Genomic DNA, 17,489 nt, shown 5'->3' on the forward strand with positions numbered 1-17,489 from the left:
TCTGCCTGGTCGACGAGGCATTTCCAGCCGAAAAGCGCGGGCGGAATGTGAAGCTCTAGTGCAGCACAGGCTGAGGAGGAGGGCAAGCGGTCCTGCCGGCCCCCAAGCCAGCCGGTCAGAGGTTCATGGGGCGTCCCGCGTCCAGGGCCGCCGGCGACACCCGGCGGTCAGAGGGGCCATGTCCGTTCATGCCATCGTTCTGCGATCGGCGTCTGCGCCCTTGATCAGGCCACTTTCAACAAGGGAATGGGGTCCTGCGTGGCGCCAGGGTCGGGGATGTAGGTGGGGCGTCCATGACCGGTGTTCAACAGTTGGATGGACAGCTTCAATTCCAGCGCCTGCCGGCTGAGCTGTCTGACGGTGTCTCCCAGGTTGCGCGCCAGATCGGCGTTGTCGTTGGTGTCCTGGTCCATGTGGGAGACCGCTTCGTTGATCTGCGCCAGCCCGCTGGCCTGTTCGTCCGAGGCGGTGGAGATCTCGTTGATCAGGTGGGTGACGTCCGAGACCGACTGCATGATCTCGTCCATGGTGGCGCCAGCCCGATCGGCGTGGCGCGCCCCGGTGGCCATGCGCTGCAGGGAATCGTCCACCAGGGCTTTGATCTCGCCCGCCGCCTGGGCGCTTTTCTGGGCCAGGCTGCGCACTTCGCCCGCCACCACCGCAAAGCCCTTGCCGGCCTCGCCGGCGCGGGCCGACTCCACGGCGGCGTTCAGCGCCAGGATGTTGGTCTGGAAGGCCAGGCCCTCGATCATGGTGACGATGTCGCCGATGCGCTCGGAGCTGTTGTGGATGTCCTGCATGGTGTTGACCATGTCCTGCACGACTTCTCCGCCGCGCCGGGCCGTGGACAGGCTTTGGCCAGCCAGCTTGTTGGCCAGGCGGGCGTTGTCGGCGGTCTGCTGCACGGTCATGGTCAGTTGTTCCATGCTGGCCGCGGTGCGCTGCAGTGAACCGGATTGGGCCGAAGTCCGGCTGGAGAGCTGGCGGTTGCCGTCTTCCAGGCGGGTCGATACGTCCAGGGAGGCCTGTATGCCCTGGTGCACGTCGCGCGCCAGGCCCAGCAGGCTTTTGCGCATCATGTCCATGTAGAAGTAGAGCTGGGCGACCTCCTGGCTGCGCGTATGCTGCGGATTCAGTTCGATCAGCAGGTTGCCGGTGGCGATCTGCTGGGCGATGTGGGTGGCGCTTTGCAGCGGCCGCATCATGCGCTGGGCCACCACCCAGCCGTAGGCCAGGGTGGCCAGCCCGGCCGCACCCAGGGCGCCCAGCCCGCCGGCCAGGTAGGCCGCGGAGGCGCCGCTGCCGGCCAGCAGGGCGGCGCACAGGGCCAGCAGGCCGCCGGTCAGCAGGCCGAAGCGCAGCAGGCTGGCGCGCAGGCTGCGGTTCAGCGGCTGCAGCATGGCGCGCGCCGCCGCGCGCCAGCCGGTGGATTGCAGGCGGCCTTCCCGGATGCGGAAACCGCGCAGGCCCTGTTCATTGATGGCCTGATACAGATGTTCGGCTTCGCGGATTTCCTGCGCGTCGGGCCGCACGCGCACGGAGGCATAGCCGCTGACCCGGCCGTTTTCAAGTAGGGGAATGACGCGCGCCTTGACCCAGTAGAAGCCCCCGTCCTTGCGCCGGTTCTTGATCAGACCTGACCAGGGACGCTGCTGTTTCAAGGTCTGCCACAGGTCCTGGAACAGGACGGGCGGCATGTGGGGATGGCGCACGATGTTGTGATGCGAGCCGATGAGCTCGTCGTGGCTGTAGCCGCTGATTTCGATGAAGGCGGGATTGGCGTAGGTGATGCGGCCTTGCAGGTCCGTCTTGGAGATCAGGTAGACCTTGTCGGGCACCTGAGTTTCATGTGGGGTGATGGGGTGGTTTTCGCGCATGATCAGGCCTATGGAGGGCTAAGCAACAGGGAACGCAACCCCTTATGTTACTGATCTGCGTCTTCCTATTACATCGTGTTAATCATGGAATCCAAATGTGTCACGCTGATGACGTGGCAGATAATTGTTTTAAGCACTCCGCGCTTTTTTCACATGCGCTTGATTTATTTATTTTATTTTTATCGCGGACGCTGAATCCGGATTTTGTTCGGGAGTTTTTTGAATTTGTCTAGCTGTCAGTATTGACAGGGTCGGAAATCCTGCCACGGTATCCGACCCTGTTTTGGCGCTTCAGCGGCGCACGGCGCTCAGCCGGGCCGATGCCGTTCGCGCGCTGGGCACGACAGCGGCCGGCGAGGGCTGGTAGGAAAGCACCTGCGGGGCAGGGGCCCGGGAGAGGCGGGCGGCCGGGGGCGCCGTGTCGGCCTTGCCGTCTTCGCCCGTGTTCAGGGCCTTGATGGCGTCGGCCAGTTCCGACGCTTCCTGGGCCAGGCCGCTCATGGTGTTGCCCAGATCCTGGACCAGGGCGGCGTTCTGCTGCGTGACTCCGTCCATCTTGGCCATGGCCTGGTTGATCTGGTCCAGGCCGCTGGCCTGTTCGATGGAAGCGGTGGAGATCTCGCCGATGATGTCCGTCACGCGCTTGACCGAATCCACGATTTCTTCCATGGTGTCGCCGGCGCGGGCGGCTTGTTCGGCGCCTTTGGCCATGCGGCCTACCGATTTATCGATCAGGATCTTGATCTCGCCGGCGGCCTGGGAGCTCTTCTGGGCCAGGCTGCGCACTTCGCCGGCCACCACGGCAAAGCCGCGTCCGGCCTCGCCCGCGCGCGCCGATTCGACCGCCGCGTTCAAGGCCAGGATGTTGGTCTGGAAGGCGATCCCTTCGATCACGGTCACGATGTCGCCGATGCGTCGCGAGCTGTCGTGTATGCCCTGCATGGTCTGCACCACTTCGTTGACCACGGCGCCGCCGCGTTGCGCGATATGCATGCTGGCGTCGGCCAGCTGGCTGGCCTGGTTGGCGTTGTCGGCGTTCTGGCGCACGGTCACGGTCAGCTCTTCCATGCTGGCGGCGGTCTCCTGCAGGGAGGCGGCCTGGTCCTCGGTGCGCGCCGCCAGGTTGGTATTGTTCACCTCCAGGATGCGGGCGGCATGGATGGACGCCTCGATGCCATGGCGGGCGTCGCTGGCGATGCCCACCAGGCTCTTGCGCATCAGGTCCAGGCAGAAGTAGAGCTGCCCGATTTCCGAATTCCCTTCGCTCGCGCCGATGTCGATGTCCAGCTGCAGGTTGCCGGTGGCGATCTGCTGGGCGATCAGGGAGGCCTGGTCCAGCGGGCGGATGACGCGCTGGGCGATCAGCCAGCCATAGGCCATCATGGCGGCGCTGGCCAGGCACAGACCGCCCGTCAGCCACAGGCCCGAGCCTTGGGGAACGCCGCCGGTCAGGGCGAAGTACAGGGCCGCGCCAGTCGTGGCCAGCGCCAGGGCGCCCATGCGGAACAGGCTGGCGCGCAGCGAATTGCTGAAGGGCTTGCGCAGCAGCTGCACGCCGCGCCGCCAGCCCGTGGGCACCTTGCGGCCTTCGAACACGCGATAGCCCTGGGCGCGTCCTTCGTTGATGGCGCGATAGAACTGGTCGGCTTCCTCGATCTGTTCCTGGGTGGGCTTGACCCGCACCGAGGCGTAGCCGGTGACGGCGCCGTTCTCGTAGATGGGCACCGCCATGGCGTAGACCCAGTAGAAACCGCCGTCCTTGCGGCGGTTCTTGACCACGCCCATCCAGGGGCGTTCTTTCTGCAGCGTGTCCCACAGGTCCTGGAAGGCCTCGGGCGGCATGTCCGGATGGCGCACGATATTGTGCGCCTTGCCGACCAGTTCCTCGCGCGAGAAACCGCTGATGGCGATGAACGCGGCATTGGCGTAGGTGATGCGGCCTTTCAGGTCCGTCTTGGAAATCAGGTACTGATCAGCCCGGACACGCACCTCGTCCTGGGTAACGGGAAAATTCTTACGCATTCAACATCCTGCAGGAACACTACGTGTGATGTTTGGGGTCAGCCGGACCGACGGAAATCGTCGGGAGACGCACGCACGGGCAAGTCTTTTTCTGAATATGACCTTAAACCACACAAATCTCTCTATTTTTGCGAATGGCTGACAGCGGCAAAAGCAGAAACTAGGCGCATATCCGGTGTCTGACCGGCGGCTTGAACTGACATAACGTTTTAGAAATAGGGTTTATCAGCTTTACGGATGGTCGCTTTTTTTCTTTAGATATGTACTTTTTCATCGGTATATTTTGCCGCTCGTTCATCGTAACGCGTCGGGCTCGTGTGTTGGTTCGGCGCCGTATGTGCTGCGTTTATAATTCGGCGACGCCGCCCGCTTGCGGGCGCGGTTTTCAAGGAGAGCATGTGATCGAACTGCAGGAACCCGCCGTCAGCGCCGAGCTGGTGGCCGTACTGGTCGCCGTCACTGATGGCGAGCCGCGCGTGCTGACGACGGATGCGGGCAAGGCCCTGCCGGCCGGCCCTTTCCAGCAGGCGCACCGTTCCTTGCAGACCGGCCTGCGCGATTGGGTGGAGGCGCAGACCCATCATCCCCTGGGCTACGTGGAGCAGCTCTACACCTTTGCGGACCGGGACCGCTTCGACGCCCACGGGGCGCGCGTGGTGTCGGTCAGCTATGTGGGGCTGACGCGCGAAGTGGGGCGGCCGGACGTCGCCCAGGTCATCTGGCAGGATTGCTATCGCTACTTCCCCTGGGAAGATTGGCGCCGGGGCGCGCCCGCCCTTATCCAGGACCTGATCGCGCCCGCCCTGATGCAGTGGTGCGACCAGGATCCGGAAGCGCAGGCCATACGCCGCCAGCGCGTGGCCTACAGCTTCGGTCTGGAGGGCGCGACCTGGAACGAGGATTTCGTGCTGCAGCGCTACGAATTGCTGTACGAGGCGGGTTTGCTGCCGGAGGCGATCCGCCGCCGCGAACCGCGTCCGGATGCGGTGGGGCAGGAGAACCGCCTGGGGTTGCCCATGATGCATGATCATCGGCGCATCCTGGCCACGGGCCTGGCTCGCCTGCGGGCCAAGATCAAGTACCGGCCCGTGGTGTTCGAGCTGATGCCGCCGGAATTCACCTTGCTGCAACTGCAACAGGCGGTGGAAGCGCTGGCGGGCCGAGGCCTGCACAAGCAGAATTTCCGGCGCCTGATCGAGCAGCAGGCCCTGGTGGAAGAGACGGGCGCCATGAGCCTGGGCGGCTCGGGCAGGCCCGCCAAACTGTTCCGGTTCCGGGGCGACGTGCTGCTGGAGCGCGCTATTTCCGGCAGCAAGCTCCCGCTGGCCAAACAGGCCCGCTAGGAGGGAGAGGGCAAGGCCTGCGGCTTGACAGCTTTTATGCTCAGGAATAGCATAAATGTATGGTGCCGACAGGCCTTCTTTTTATCCTTTTTAATACTCAAAATGAGCATAAAAGAAATCACTGCGCCGACTGCGCAAATGACGGTCCCCGGCGTGAACCGCGTCCCGCCGCTGCCGGACGTCATCCTGGAGCCGCTGGTGCGCGCCGCCCTGCAGGAGGATCTGGGTCGCGCCGGCGATTTGACGACGGATGCCATCGTGTCGCCCGAGGCCCGCACCCGGACTCGGCTGGTGGCCCGCGAGCACGGCGTGCTGGCCGGCCTGGACCTGGCGCGCATCGCCTTCAGGCTGCTGGATCCGTCCTTGCGATTCGAGGCCCGGCTGCAGGACGGCGATGATCTGGCGCCCGGCGCGGAAATCGCCGTCATCAGCGGTTCGGCCCGCGCCATGCTGACGGCCGAGCGCTGCGCCCTGAATTTCCTGGGCCATCTGAGCGGCGTGGCCTCGGCCACTGCTTCCATTGGCCGCGCCATCGCGCCCTACGGCACCAAGGTGACCTGCACCCGCAAGACCATGCCGGGCATGCGCGCCCTGCAGAAGTATGCGGTTCGGGTCGGCGGAGGCAGCAATCACCGCTTCGGCCTGGACGACGCCGTGCTCATCAAGGACAACCACATCGCCGTGGCCGGCGGGGTGCGCGCGGCGGTGGAAGCGGCGCGAGCCTACATCGGCCACCTGGTATGCATAGAGGTGGAGGTGGACACGCTGGAGCAACTGGACGAAGTCCTGGAGCTGGGCGTGGACAGCATCCTGCTGGACAATATGGACACGGATACGCTGAAACAGGCCGTGGACCGAGTCGCCGGCCGGGCCAAGACCGAGGCCTCGGGCCGCATCACGCCCGAAACCGCCGTGCAGATCGCGCGCTGCGGGGTGGACCGCATCGCCGTGGGCTGGATCACCCATAGCGCCCGGGTCCTGGACATAGGCCTGGACGCCTGATAGACCGTCACCTTACTGGAAACACCATGTTGTCGTTCCTGAAGCGTTGCGCACTGGGCGGCGCAGCGCTGGCCGCCGCTTCACTGGCGCTGGCTGCCCCGGCGGACGTGGCGGGCCCCGCGGCCCCTGCGCAAGACCAGGACTATCCCAGCCGACCCATCACCATCATCGTCACCTTCCCGCCGGGGGGAGGCACCGATCTGCTGGCCCGCAAGCTGGGCATGCGCCTGCAGGAAAGCCTGGGCCAGGCGGTCATCGTGGACAACCGCCCCGGCGCAAGCGGCAATATCGGTTCTCGCGCCGTGGCCTATGCGCGCGCCGACGGCTATACCTTGCTGATGGCCAACAGTTCTTTTGCCATCAACCCCGGCGTCTACCGCAACCTGGGCTTTGATCCCAAGGCCGATTTCGCGCCGGTGGCCAATGTGGGATTCGTGCCTTCCGTGCTGGTGACGGCGGAAGGTTTCGGCATCGCCTCCTTGCAGGACGTGCTGGCGGTGCGCTCCGAGCCGTCCCTGGCCTATGCGTCCTGCGGCAACGGCACGCCGCAGCACCTGGCCGGGGAGATGCTGTACGAGACCAGCGGCACGTACCTGCTGCACATCCCGTACCGGGGCTGCGGCCCGGCCTTGAACGACGTGGTGGCCGGGCAGGTGCCGGTCGGCATCGTCACGCTGTCCAGCGCGTCGGCGCTGATCGCGTCCGGGCGCCTGCGGGCCCTGGCGGTGACCTCGCCCCAGCGCAGCCCCGTGCTGGCGGACGTGCCGACCGTGGCGGAAATCATCGGCCAGCCCTTCGAGCTGGATCAGTGGCACGGCCTGCTGGCGCCGTCCCACACCCCGGCGCAGGTGGTGCGGCGCCTGAACGAGGCGGTGCGAGAGGCCGTGGCGCAGCCCGCCCTGCAGCGCGAACTGATGGACCTGGGCTACACGCCGCAATCGCCGGGGAAGCAAGCCCTGGCGCAGGGGTTCCGGGACATCGTCTGGAACGATATCGACCGCTTCGGCCTGCTGGCCCGCAAGATCGGCCTGCAGGTGGACTGACGCGCCCGGGTGGGGCGCGTCTCGGGCCGGCATCAGAACAGCGGATCGTCGTCCGGTGTTTCGGGCACGGGTTCGGCGCTGAACCAGTGTTTTTCCAGCAGCAGGGTGTGCATCAGGCCGTCCTTGCTGCAAGGCGGGGTGATTTCGATCTCGCCGCGCTGGCTGCCATCTTCATTGAAATTATCGGCCTCCACCTCGGCGGCGGCGTAGTAGGCATCCAGGTTCAGGTCGGGCAGGCCACGGTCTTGCACGAATTGGCGGACGGCTTCACGACCCAGGTCATTGAGGCTGTAGGTGTTGCTCATGGCGCGCTCCTTGTTCTTGCTGTTCCAGGTTCAAGTCCTGCTGCGCAAATCGTAGCATGTCCGGCGCGCCGGCAAGCCGGGGACAACCCTGGGGCCGTCCCCGGCGCCTGGGCCTAGCTCACCATGCCGGGCGTGGCCAGGATCAGGTCCTTCATGGCCTGGTGGTAGCGCACATAGCCGGTGCAGCGGCAGATGTGGTTCTGCAGGCCCTCGGACACCTTGGCCTCGACCTGGTCGCGCGCCACCGGCTGCTTCTGCAAGGATTCGTACAGCACGATGCCGGCATTGACGAAGCCCGGCGTGCAGTAGCCGCACTGGAAGGCGAAGTGCTCCAGAAAGGCTTGTTGCACCGGATGCAGTTCCGTGACCTTGTCCTGCCCGTCGCGCTGGGCGTGCGCCTCGATGGTGCGCACTTTCTTGCCTTCGAAGTAGCTGGCCGGCATGACGCAGGTGCGCACTTCTTCGCTGCGCCCGTCCGGATGGTCCACGATCACCACGCAGGCGTGGCAGATGCCCATGCCGCAGCCCAGGTGCGTGCCGGTCAGCCCGGCGTATTCGTGCAGAAAGTCGATCATGGGCAGATCCTGGCTGACTTCCATTGCCTGCAGGTCGACCCGGTTGATGTTCAGGCGCAGTTTCTTGGTCGGATTGCTCATGCCAGACGCTCCTTGATTTTTTCGGCGGTGACGGGCAGTTCGCGGAAGAACTGTCCGGTGGCGTGATTGACGGCGCTGACGGCGGCCGGGATGATGGGGATCATCACCACTTCGGCAATGCCCTTGGGCGCGTCGGTCTCGGACAGCGGCTCCAGCAGTTCGAAGCTGGTGTTCCAGACGGCCACGTCCTTGGCGCGCGGCAAGCGGTAGCGGTGGAAGTTCCAGGTGCCGTCGCCGGGACCTCCTTCATACAGGGGCAGGTCCTCGTACCAGGCCTGGCCCAGGCCCATGGCCAGGCCGCCTTCGGCCTGGCTCATGACCAGTTGCGGCACGATGGGCTTGCCGCAGTCCACCCAGGTGTGCGCGGACAGCAGCGTCTGCTCGCCGCTCTTGCGGTCGACCTCCACTTCCGTCAGCACGCCCACCGCCGAGTAGTACAGGTAGCCGCCGCGGCGCCGCGCCACCGGCGGATAGGCGATGTTGCGCCGCTCCAGCCGCTGGTAGCCATTCAGCTCCCTGGCCTTGGGATCGCCCGCGCCATAACGCAGCGCCAGCCCGTCCACGGGCAGGCGCACGTTCTGGCCGGCCACGTCGTAGTCGGCTTCGGCCCACTGGTAGCGGTTGAAGGCGTGCAGCACCACGCCGGTCACCAGCTTCATGTCGTGCGCGCGTTTGGCCAGTTGTGCCAGGGACAAGGGCTCCAGGCCGCCGGCGCTCAGGCGGCCGTCGCTGGTCCAGCGGGCGTCCTCGGGGCGCACGGTCAACGGGGCGATCTGCCCTCCGCCATAGCCTTCGCCCCAGATGGACACGGCCGCGGGCCACAGGCCGTAGAGGAAGAGCAAGCGGGCGGCTTCGGAGGTGCCGTGCGAGCCGAAGTAGGACGAACTGCTGGCGTATGAGCCGGAGGACAGCACCGGCGTCCAGCGCGGGTTGGCTTGCTGCTTGTCCTGGTCGGCCTGCTTCAGGATGTAGGGGTTGTGGGTGGCCTCCATGCCCAGCTCGGGCCAGTCCAGGTGCGAGGCCTGGACGGTGTGTGCGGCGCGGCCCACCCATTTGGCGCAGATCACCGCCTGGGAAGTGGCCGAGCCGGTGCCGATTTCCACGATGGAGGTGCGCAGATGCACCTGGCCCTGCTCGTCGATCTCGATGCCCGAATGGTCGCCCTGCGAGCCTGTGCCGTAGTTCTTCATGACACAGGCAAAGCCCACGCCGTACAGCTTGCCGGGGTTGGCGGCCTCGAACTCTTTCTTCTTCTGCTCGCGGCCGGTCCACAGCGGGTGCTGGCGCGCCTTTTCCAGGATTTCCCGCGCCCGCAGCGAGCCGGCCGGGATGCCGCCTTCCATGTTCTTCTGGCCGCTGAGCATGACGTTCTTCAGGCGCAGGTCTATGGGGTCCATGTTCAGCCGGGCCGCCGCTTCGTCCATCATGAGCTCGATGGCGGTCATGGTCTGGCCTTTGCCAAAGCCCCGCATGGAACCGGCTTCCACGGCCCGAGAGGCCAGAGCCACGCCCCAGGCGTCGCTCTTGGGCAGGTAGTAGATGCCTTGGGCGCTTTGCGCGCCGCCCGTGGTGACGGGCCAGCTGCAGGTGGCCCGGCCGCCGCCGTCGGACAGGCTGAAGCTTTGATATTGCATGATCTTGCCGCTGGCCTTGTCGATGGCGATGCGGTTCTTCATGCGGTACGCATGCCGTTTCTGGCCGGCCTGGAATTGCTCGAAGCGGTTGTTGGCCAGGCGCACCGGCAGGTTGCCGGCGAACAGGGCCGCCACCACGCCATAATGATTGAAGGCGCTGTGCTCCTTGACGCCATAGCCGGTGGCTGTACAGGGGTGCACGACCACGTTTTTCAGGCCGAAGGAAGAGGCCGCCACCATGCCCGCCGCTTCGGCGCCGTCCGCGCCGGGTGTCTGGGAGCCCACCACCATCTGCAGTTCCTGCTTCTTGCCGTCGTACCAGCAATTGATGCATTCGGGCTCCAGGGGCGAGCCGTCGATGGACTGGGAATAATAGTCGCCCTCCAGCACCAGCCAGTCGCCGGGCGGTTGCTGGAAGTCCTTGTGCATCTGCTCGCTCAGGGCCATGGCCTTGGCCACTGGAGAGTCTCCCTGGCTGGATGGCCAGACAGGCGTCTCGCCCTGGACCTTGTCCGGAAAGACGGCGCCGTCGCGCATGCTGGAAAAGACATCGTCGGGTGAGCCGCCGGCGCCTTCGACGCGGATGTAGCGGGCGCCGCCGTAGGCGTCCAGTTCCCGGAAGCCGGTTTTTTCGCCATAGCCCACCACGCCGGGCGTCTGGCTGGCATTCTTGGCGCGACGGTAGCGATCGAAGTCCTTGTAGATCAGGATGGCGACCGGGTGGCCCAGAAAGCGGGCCGTCTTGCCGGCGGCCAGCAGCATTTCGTCGTTGTAGTAGTCAGGCAGCTCCAGGCCGGCTTTCTTCAGATCTTCGGCCTGGATCAGAATGTCGGGCTGCAGGTCCGCGCCCAGCTTCTGCAGGTCCAGGCCGGTATACAGATGATCGGCCTGGGTGGCGCGCAGAATGAAGGCGTGCGCCTGCTGCTGCGGCCAGCCCGGCATGTCCTTGGCGCGTATGTCGCGCACGAAGAATTTGCTGCCGGTGACCTGGCGCGTGCCGTCGATCTTGAAGGGCGCCTGTCGCCCCGAGGCATTCCAGGGCGTGGGCCGGGTGTTCTGTTCCCCCAGCAGCGTGGCTTGAGCCGCCTTGGGCAGGAAGGGCGCCATGTAGACGGATACGCCGGATACGACTCCGAACTTCAGGAATCGGCGCCGGCTGAATGTTGCAGTGGTCATGCAGGACCTCCGGATAATGGAAAGATGCGTCGCGGTATCGAGAGCGGCACGCAGCCGGGCGCGCGCAGTCTTGCTGCGCTGCACGTGACTGCCTGGAGCGGGGACGTGTCAGAACCGAGGGTAGGGCTGTTGGCCGAGTTGCATGTGCGTGTCTCCGAATCGTTGTTGTTGTATGGGACCCCGCTTGTCGTGGCTTTCTCTGGACGCGGGATCCGGCCTGATTCAAGTTAGTTAGCTAACTTTGTAAGAATCAAGTTGTTGGGATAGTGACGGAGAATGCATGCAATTTGCATGATAATGATTATATTGTTTTGGTTATGTTATTGCTTTTTTCATAAAAAACATGGCCTTGCACCTGGTTTCGGCGGGCTCGGTGTTTTTACTGATCGGTTCGTGGACGGATTTTTGTTGTGGTTTTCTTGAGTCGCCGCCGTTCTGACGAACGCGGCTGGCGGGAGGCCCGGCAAAGAAAAAGGTTCTTCGAAGAATTCGGGGGACTGAATTGCCAAGTCGATGCCGAACTGGTTTTTTGAAGACGCCGTTCAAGGCGCGGGAAGATCGGACGGCGCTGATGGCTTGCCGGCGCGGTGCGCCGGTGCCCTGGTCGGGGCGCCTGGCCGGGCGCGTCGTTAACTCCGGCGGGTTGCTCGCCCCCCGGGCGAGCAACAAGCGCCGCCGTCGAACAGAACGACGCTTAGCTCCCGTCCCTGCGCCCCGCCTGCGGCAAGCCATCGGACCCGCCCCGTCCGATCTTCCCGCGCCTTGAACGGCTCAAAATGCCGATGGCATCGACCCGGCCCTGAACATCCATACCAAGCAGAAAATTCAGCGAAAGGTTGATACGTCGTCATACGGCTTGCGCGGACGTCCCGCCGTTTGGGCCAAAACAGCGGCGCCGTTCTCGCGAGGCCCGCCGCGGCCTGCTTCGCGAGAACCCGAGGTTCTTTCCGCTTGGCCCAAACGGCTCGCCAAACACGGAGGTATCCCCGGAATTCTTTGAAGAACCAAGAAAAAGCCAGCCTTGCGGCTGGCTTTCTTCGTGTCGGCATTGTGGTGTCAGAAGCTGCCGAACAGCGTGCCCAGCGTGATGACGACGGCTACGGCAATCAGCGGCCATACCATGGTGACGACGGCGATGTTGCCATAGGACTGGCGGTGGTTCAGCTTGCAGATGGACAGCAAGGTGATCACCGCGCCGCAGTGGGGCAGGGTGTCCAGGCCCCCGGCGGCCATCACCGCCACGCGGTGCAGCAGTTCGGGACTGATGCCGGCTTGCTGGGCCATCTGCAGGTAGTCCGAGCCCAGGGTCTGCAGGGCGATGCTCAGGCCGCCCGACGAGGAGCCCGTGATGCCGGCCAGGGTGGTCATGGCCACCGCCTCGGAAATCAGCGGATTGCCGGGAGCCAGGTTCAGGACGAAGTCGCGGATGATCACGAAACCGGTCAGGCTGGCGATGACGGCGCCGTAGCCCACTTCCGAGGCCGTGTTGAACAGCGGCAGCATGAAGCCGAATACGCCCTTGTTGATGCTTTCGCGCAGGTTCTTCCATCGGCCCAGACGGCTGACGATCAGCACCAGGTTGGCGACCACCAGCGCGATGATCAGCGCCCACAGGCCGGTGATCTTGGCGGGGGCGATCTGCGGGAAGCGCTCGCTCAGGTAATCGAAATTGGTGTCTGGGAAGATGCCGTAGGTGAACAGGGCGTTGACGCCGATCACCAGCAGCAGGGGCAGCACGGCCAGGAACAGCGGCATGTGGCTCAGGCCCTGGTGATCCTCTTCAGGGATGTCGCCCAGGTCTTCCAGGTGTTCGCCGTAGCCTTCGCCCCTGGCGGCCGCCTTCCTGGCGCGCGACTGCAGCCACCACAGGCCGCCCAGAGCCATGACCAGGCCGCCGATGATGCCCAGGCCCGGCGCGGCGAACACATTGGTGCCGTAATAGGGAATGGGAATCGCGTTCTGGATGGCGGGCGTGCCGGGCAGGGCCGTCATGGTGAAGGTGAAGGAGCCCAGCGCGATCGATGCCGGAATCAGGCGCTTGGGCACATTGGCCTGGCGGAACAGATCCTTGGCAATGGGATAGATGGCGAATGCCACCACGAACAGGGACACCCCGCCGTAGGTCAGCACGCCGCAGGCCATGACCACGGTGGCAATGGCGTGGCGATGCCCCAGCTTGCGCGTGATCCATTGGGCGATGGTGTGGGCGGCGCCCGAGTCGGCCATCAACTGTCCGAACAGGGCGCCCAGCAGGAAGATGGGCAGGAACTGGAGCACGTAATTGCTCAGCGCGCTCATGAAGGTGGACGTGTAGATGGGCAGCAGAAAGCCCGCATCGCCCGAGAGCAGCACCGCCAGCGCGGCCATCAGGGGCGCCAGCAGCAGCACCGTCACCCCCCTGTAAGCAAGAAACATCAACAGCAACAGCGAAACAACAATAGCAAGCGTACTGGCCATAGGAAAAAGCTCCTGTCGGAGTCCGGATCGCGGACGAGAAATGGGGCAGAACAGGCGGGTCGCCAAGCCGCCAGTGTAGCAACACCTCCGGGGCGCGCCGCTTGATGGCCGTCAACGCTGCCCACGCAGTCCCGCGTGAGACCAGACAGACAGTCTGGATACCTTAAGTGACACTTTTTCGCGGAGGAAGAAAAAATCTTCCTGCGCCTGAGCCAGCATTCATGCGGGTTTCGGAAGGGTTTGCAGAATTTTCCGCAAGGGCAGGCAAAAAGTCTTCCGAAAACGTTTGCCAAAATCGAAAACCTTGCTATAATTTCTTCTTCGGCGCATTAGCTCAGCAGGTTAGAGCGACGGAATCATAATCCGCAGGTCCCCTGTTCGAATCAGGGATGCGCCACCAAGATACAAGCGGCTCACAGCAATGTGGGCCGCTTTTTCTTTGCCGCCAGATATGGCCTGAGTTTTTCCCGAAGCAGCGCAATCACCTCCCTGACTGAAGGGCCGCTGACTGGCGGTGGGTCCGGGCGTTCGCAAAATTCGCGCCATACGAACAGCGTCAACTCAGATCCATCCGTCAAGCTGTTGCTTGCCCCGTCTGTGAAGGTCTCAAGCAAACGATACCGATGGTCCTTCCAGAACAGGTCTGCCACCCAGTCGTATATCGGGATGACATGAAAGTGGATAGGACAGGCCGGTGTATGTCCGTACCGACCAATATAGACCCATTGAGCGAGCAATTCATGCTTCAAGACGCGCTGAGCAACCGCCAATAGCGGGCCGAGCTCGCTTAGTGCTGTTTCCGAAAGCTCAGATAAATCTTGGGCGTCTACCTTTGAGCTGATCATCAGATAGCCCGGAAGAGTGGAGTTCATCCGGTGACTCACAACCCATCCGGAGCTTTCAAAAATATGACAATGCTCTGGGATATTCATAGGGGGGCCTCGTGCCTTTTGAGTTTCAGAGAGACGGATTAAGCGTGAAACGCGCCGATGGAGCGTTTTCTCTGAATAGTCCTGCAGGGCCGGCGGACGTGGTGGGGTTTGGTGCTGAGGGTTGATGTTGCCGGTGAGCATGCCTGTCAGCGCTTGCATAACAGGGCCACGAAGTCCTTGCTGGGATGTGGCCCTGCCCGCATCTGATTGGCCGCCTGAGGCTGACGCTGCGCCGTTCAGGGCCATGCGGTATATGGAGACTGTAAGCGATAAGTACGCTCAGCTAGGTCTGGATGGGAGCTAATTCAAGCGTACAGGACCACGGAAGATTTTCTGTGGAGCAAATTGGCTGGGCGACGACCGTGGCGCTCTTTCCTGCGCACGGTAGCTGCGCAAGTCGCCGGGCCAGAGCTTGAAGCCCAGGCAGGCATGCCATTTGTCTTGCTGGTAAAGCCAGTGCGTATGGCAGACTGAACAGCGATACAGGCTTTCGGCGCCGTCCTGCCCAAAATCCTCCAGTCGGGTAAGAGGGTGCATGTTGATATGTCGAGAAGTGTGTGGCTTCGATAGCGGCAGGGTCTGGCACATGATGCACATTGTTCCGTGGTCAAGCTTACCCATTTCCTTCTCCTCTTAGAGACTAAATAACGAAAAATCGTGGGTTTGACATCCGTTTCCAGAGTGAATATGCGTGTAACGAGACGCGTGGGAATAATACCCAACCGTTCCGGAGTTACAAACCCATAAACGTGATCAAGAGTCTCAAATGTATCCTTGTGTGTCTGTCTTGGGTTCTGCTTTCAAGGTCGACAGTCGGAAGGGCAACAGGACAGGATGGCGTCTCGCACAGGGTATGAGGCCGGCGGCGGCAAGACATCAGCCCCGTCCGCTCTTTCTGTGCCTTGAACGGCGTCTTTAAAAAAGAACAGTTCGGCATCGACCGGGCAAATTTCGTCATTGACCTGGCAAATTGGCTCCTGGAATTCCTCGAAGAATCAAAAAAATGCCAGCCGTGAAATGCAGTATCAGGCGTTTGAACATTCTGGATCTCCCTTGTCGCAGAGGTAATAGCAAAATGCCTTTTCGAATGGATCACTGATAGTGAAGCGACTGAAAACGTGCCTGGAATTGGCGTGTCATCAAAAATGGTCCGCGCTGCATGATTGTGTCTTGAATCCCGCGTATGGCCTGTCGCCATCAATAAGCTTGAAAAGGCAGGTACCAGAAGAGGGCGACTTCTCGGCTGTCGGGGTGCAGTCCACGGTACAGATATCGATCATGGCCGCCGAGCAGGAATCCGTATCGCTTGTAGAAGCGGCAGGCGGCCACGTTGACGGACTGGGTTTCAAGCCGCAGGCCTGCCAAGGATGTTTCCCGCGCCCATGCCACCGCCGTGTCCAGCATGAGGCGGGCTATGCCGTTTCCTCGATGGGGAGCATCCACCGCTATGTCTTCTATGACGGCGTAGTTGTTCCAGCCTGGGGATACGGCCATGTAAGCAACAGGGGCCCGGCGCGCCAGGGCCACGAAAAGCCCCCCATCGGACAAATCAAGGTAATCCGCCAGCTCATCCGCGTCAAAGCCATAGTCTTTCCGGTAAGGCGGCTCGACTGGCGCAGCCTGCATAGCCTCGAATGGTTCGACAAGCTCAGCGGCGACTTCGAAGGAAAAGTCGCAGCGGGCAAGGTGCGGCAGATCGGCGGTATCCGCGCGGCGGACGGTGACGCTATGCGCTTGCATCGACGCGAGTGTCCTCATGAGGGCTGGTTCCTGTCATTGTTTGCGCCGCGCAGGCTCCGGCGGCTTCAGGGGCGGATTCGAGTATGACTAGTGTATCGCCGGCTTGCCAGGCACGCAGTCGACAAGCGCGTCCTTTTCGGCATTCGAGCCGATGCAAAGAGCTGTTGCAATAAAAGGAAATACGGAAACAGGGCAAGCTCGCGCAAATCGAATGTCTTGCTCCGCCATTTCATGCACAGGATGATGACCCGCGGTCGAACGGGAATACTTCTTTTTTCGGCAAGCTCGCATAGCTGCAGGCCAGGCGGTTGCGACCAATCAGGAATACGGCGCCTGTCGGCTGAATGCTTGTCCTGCGTATTTTATGTTCCGGGTTCGGCGGTCTGATTTGGCCAGGCTCTGCTCCTGCCACATGGTGGGCCCCATGCTCTAAGATCAACAGGTTTCAAGTTTCAACCTTCCGACATCATCATTAGCCCTTCACTAGGAGGCTTCGCCCATGTCCGTTCAAGCTACTTCGTCGCACAACTGGTTTGATCAAGGCGGGGACGCGTATGCGCGGTTTCGACCGGCGTATCCGGCGGACTTGGCTGGATTTTTGGCGTCGCTGGCTTCGGGCCGGGATATGGCTGTGGATGTGGGGTGCGGGACAGGGCAACTGACGACGTTGCTGGCGCCGTTTTTCGGAGCGGTGATTGGCGTGGATCCCAGTGCGGATCAGTTGGCCAATGCGGTGGCGCATGAGGGCGTGTCGTATGTGCGCGCGCCCGCGGAGCGCATGCCTTTGCCGGACGGCTGCGCCGATTTGATCACGGTCGCCCAGGCGGCGCATTGGTTTGATTTGCCGGCGTTTTACACGGAAGCAAGGCGGGTGGGCGGTCAGGGCTGTGTGCTGGCGCTGGTCAGCTATGGAGTGATGCAGCTTGAGCCGAGTTTGAATGAGCGTTTCCAGCATTTTTATCATGATGAGGTCGGACCGTATTGGCCGGCGGAACGCAAGCTGGTGGACAGTGGCTACGCCACCCTGGATTTTCCGTTCAAGGAGTTGCAGGGTCCAGAGCTGAGCATTCGCCTGGACTGGAATTTGGAGCAGTTCCTGGGCTATGTGCAGACCTGGTCCGCCGTGCGTCGAGCTCGGGAGGCGGGCCGGGAGGGCATGCTGGCGGCCTTCGCCAAGGAAATTGCAGGGTCGTGGGGTGACCAGGATATCCGTCGTACCGTTTCGTGGCCCATCGCCATGCGTCTGGGTCGTTTGTGAGCGTCGGGCAGCGGCCTTGCTTCAAATGAAAGATCGAGACTCTT

The 17,489-nt window shown here is 63.0% G+C and carries 12 protein-coding genes and 1 tRNA gene; 5 read left to right on the plus strand and 8 right to left on the minus strand.

Annotation, left to right across the window (positions count from 1 at the left end; all coding sequences use genetic code 11):
* Nucleotides 1–224: 224 nt before the first annotated feature.
* Both ACF3ND_RS06200 and ACF3ND_RS06205 read right to left on the minus strand, forming a co-directional pair.
* Nucleotides 225–1,877 carry a methyl-accepting chemotaxis protein gene (locus ACF3ND_RS06200; protein ID WP_394065203.1) on the minus strand — a complete coding sequence of 551 codons (1,653 nt, stop codon included), beginning with the start codon at nt 1,875–1,877 and terminating at the stop codon, nt 225–227.
* A gap of 291 nt (nt 1,878–2,168) precedes the next feature.
* Nucleotides 2,169–3,899 carry a methyl-accepting chemotaxis protein gene (locus tag ACF3ND_RS06205; protein ID WP_394065204.1) on the minus strand — a complete coding sequence of 577 codons (1,731 nt, stop codon included), beginning with the start codon at nt 3,897–3,899 and terminating at the stop codon, nt 2,169–2,171.
* A 398-nt stretch (nt 3,900–4,297) separates the two neighbouring features.
* Between ACF3ND_RS06205 and ACF3ND_RS06210 the strand changes: the two genes are divergently transcribed.
* From ACF3ND_RS06210 to ACF3ND_RS06220, 3 genes are all read left to right on the plus strand, one after another.
* Entirely contained in the window at nt 4,298–5,242 is a 945-nt protein-coding gene (locus ACF3ND_RS06210; RefSeq protein WP_394065205.1) for a hypothetical protein, read from the plus strand.
* Between the two features lie 138 nt (nt 5,243–5,380).
* Nucleotides 5,381–6,244, plus strand: coding sequence for a carboxylating nicotinate-nucleotide diphosphorylase (gene nadC / locus ACF3ND_RS06215; RefSeq protein ID WP_394065206.1), 864 nt, complete (start codon nt 5,381–5,383; stop codon nt 6,242–6,244).
* A 26-nt stretch (nt 6,245–6,270) separates the two neighbouring features.
* Nucleotides 6,271–7,287, plus strand: coding sequence for a tripartite tricarboxylate transporter substrate binding protein (locus ACF3ND_RS06220; protein ID WP_394065207.1), 1,017 nt, complete (start codon nt 6,271–6,273; stop codon nt 7,285–7,287).
* Nucleotides 7,288–7,319: 32 nt separating this feature from the next.
* On the opposite strand, the gene ACF3ND_RS06225 is transcribed toward ACF3ND_RS06220, so the two are convergent.
* The 4 genes from ACF3ND_RS06225 to ACF3ND_RS06240 all read right to left on the minus strand — a co-directional run bounded on the left by ACF3ND_RS06225 (nt 7,320) and on the right by ACF3ND_RS06240 (nt 13,515).
* Nucleotides 7,320–7,592, minus strand: coding sequence for a hypothetical protein (locus tag ACF3ND_RS06225; protein ID WP_394065208.1), 273 nt, complete (start codon nt 7,590–7,592; stop codon nt 7,320–7,322).
* Between the two features lie 113 nt (nt 7,593–7,705).
* A complete protein-coding gene (locus ACF3ND_RS06230; RefSeq protein WP_394065209.1) occupies nt 7,706–8,248 on the minus strand; it encodes a (2Fe-2S)-binding protein in 543 nt (180 codons plus the stop codon).
* Nucleotides 8,245–11,058, minus strand: coding sequence for a xanthine dehydrogenase family protein molybdopterin-binding subunit (locus ACF3ND_RS06235; RefSeq protein ID WP_394065210.1), 2,814 nt, complete (start codon nt 11,056–11,058; stop codon nt 8,245–8,247). The genes ACF3ND_RS06230 and ACF3ND_RS06235 overlap by 4 nt, the downstream gene beginning before the upstream one ends.
* 1,056 nt (nt 11,059–12,114) lie before the next feature.
* The gene (locus tag ACF3ND_RS06240; protein WP_394065211.1) at nt 12,115–13,515 is read right to left on the minus strand and encodes a GntP family permease; all 1,401 of its coding nucleotides are present in this window, start codon (nt 13,513–13,515) and stop codon (nt 12,115–12,117) included.
* A gap of 323 nt (nt 13,516–13,838) precedes the next feature.
* Between ACF3ND_RS06240 and ACF3ND_RS06245 the strand changes: the two genes are divergently transcribed.
* A tRNA-Met gene (locus ACF3ND_RS06245) sits at nt 13,839–13,915 on the plus strand.
* A 13-nt stretch (nt 13,916–13,928) separates the two neighbouring features.
* Here ACF3ND_RS06245 and ACF3ND_RS06250 read toward each other — a convergent pair.
* Both ACF3ND_RS06250 and ACF3ND_RS06255 read right to left on the minus strand, forming a co-directional pair.
* Nucleotides 13,929–14,447, minus strand: coding sequence for a hypothetical protein (locus ACF3ND_RS06250; RefSeq protein ID WP_394065212.1), 519 nt, complete (start codon nt 14,445–14,447; stop codon nt 13,929–13,931).
* A gap of 1,197 nt (nt 14,448–15,644) precedes the next feature.
* On the minus strand, nt 15,645–16,187 hold the full coding sequence (locus tag ACF3ND_RS06255) for a GNAT family N-acetyltransferase (protein WP_394065791.1): 543 nt from the start codon (nt 16,185–16,187) through the stop codon (nt 15,645–15,647).
* Between the two features lie 499 nt (nt 16,188–16,686).
* On the opposite strand from ACF3ND_RS06255, the gene ACF3ND_RS06260 reads away from it, so the two are divergent.
* Entirely contained in the window at nt 16,687–17,445 is a 759-nt protein-coding gene (locus ACF3ND_RS06260; protein WP_394065213.1) for a class I SAM-dependent methyltransferase, read from the plus strand.
* Nucleotides 17,446–17,489: the final 44 nt, after the last annotated feature.

The sequence above is a fragment of the Alcaligenes sp. WGS1538 genome (assembly GCF_043187505.1).
In the GTDB taxonomy this organism is placed as follows: domain Bacteria; phylum Pseudomonadota; class Gammaproteobacteria; order Burkholderiales; family Burkholderiaceae_B; genus Alcaligenes.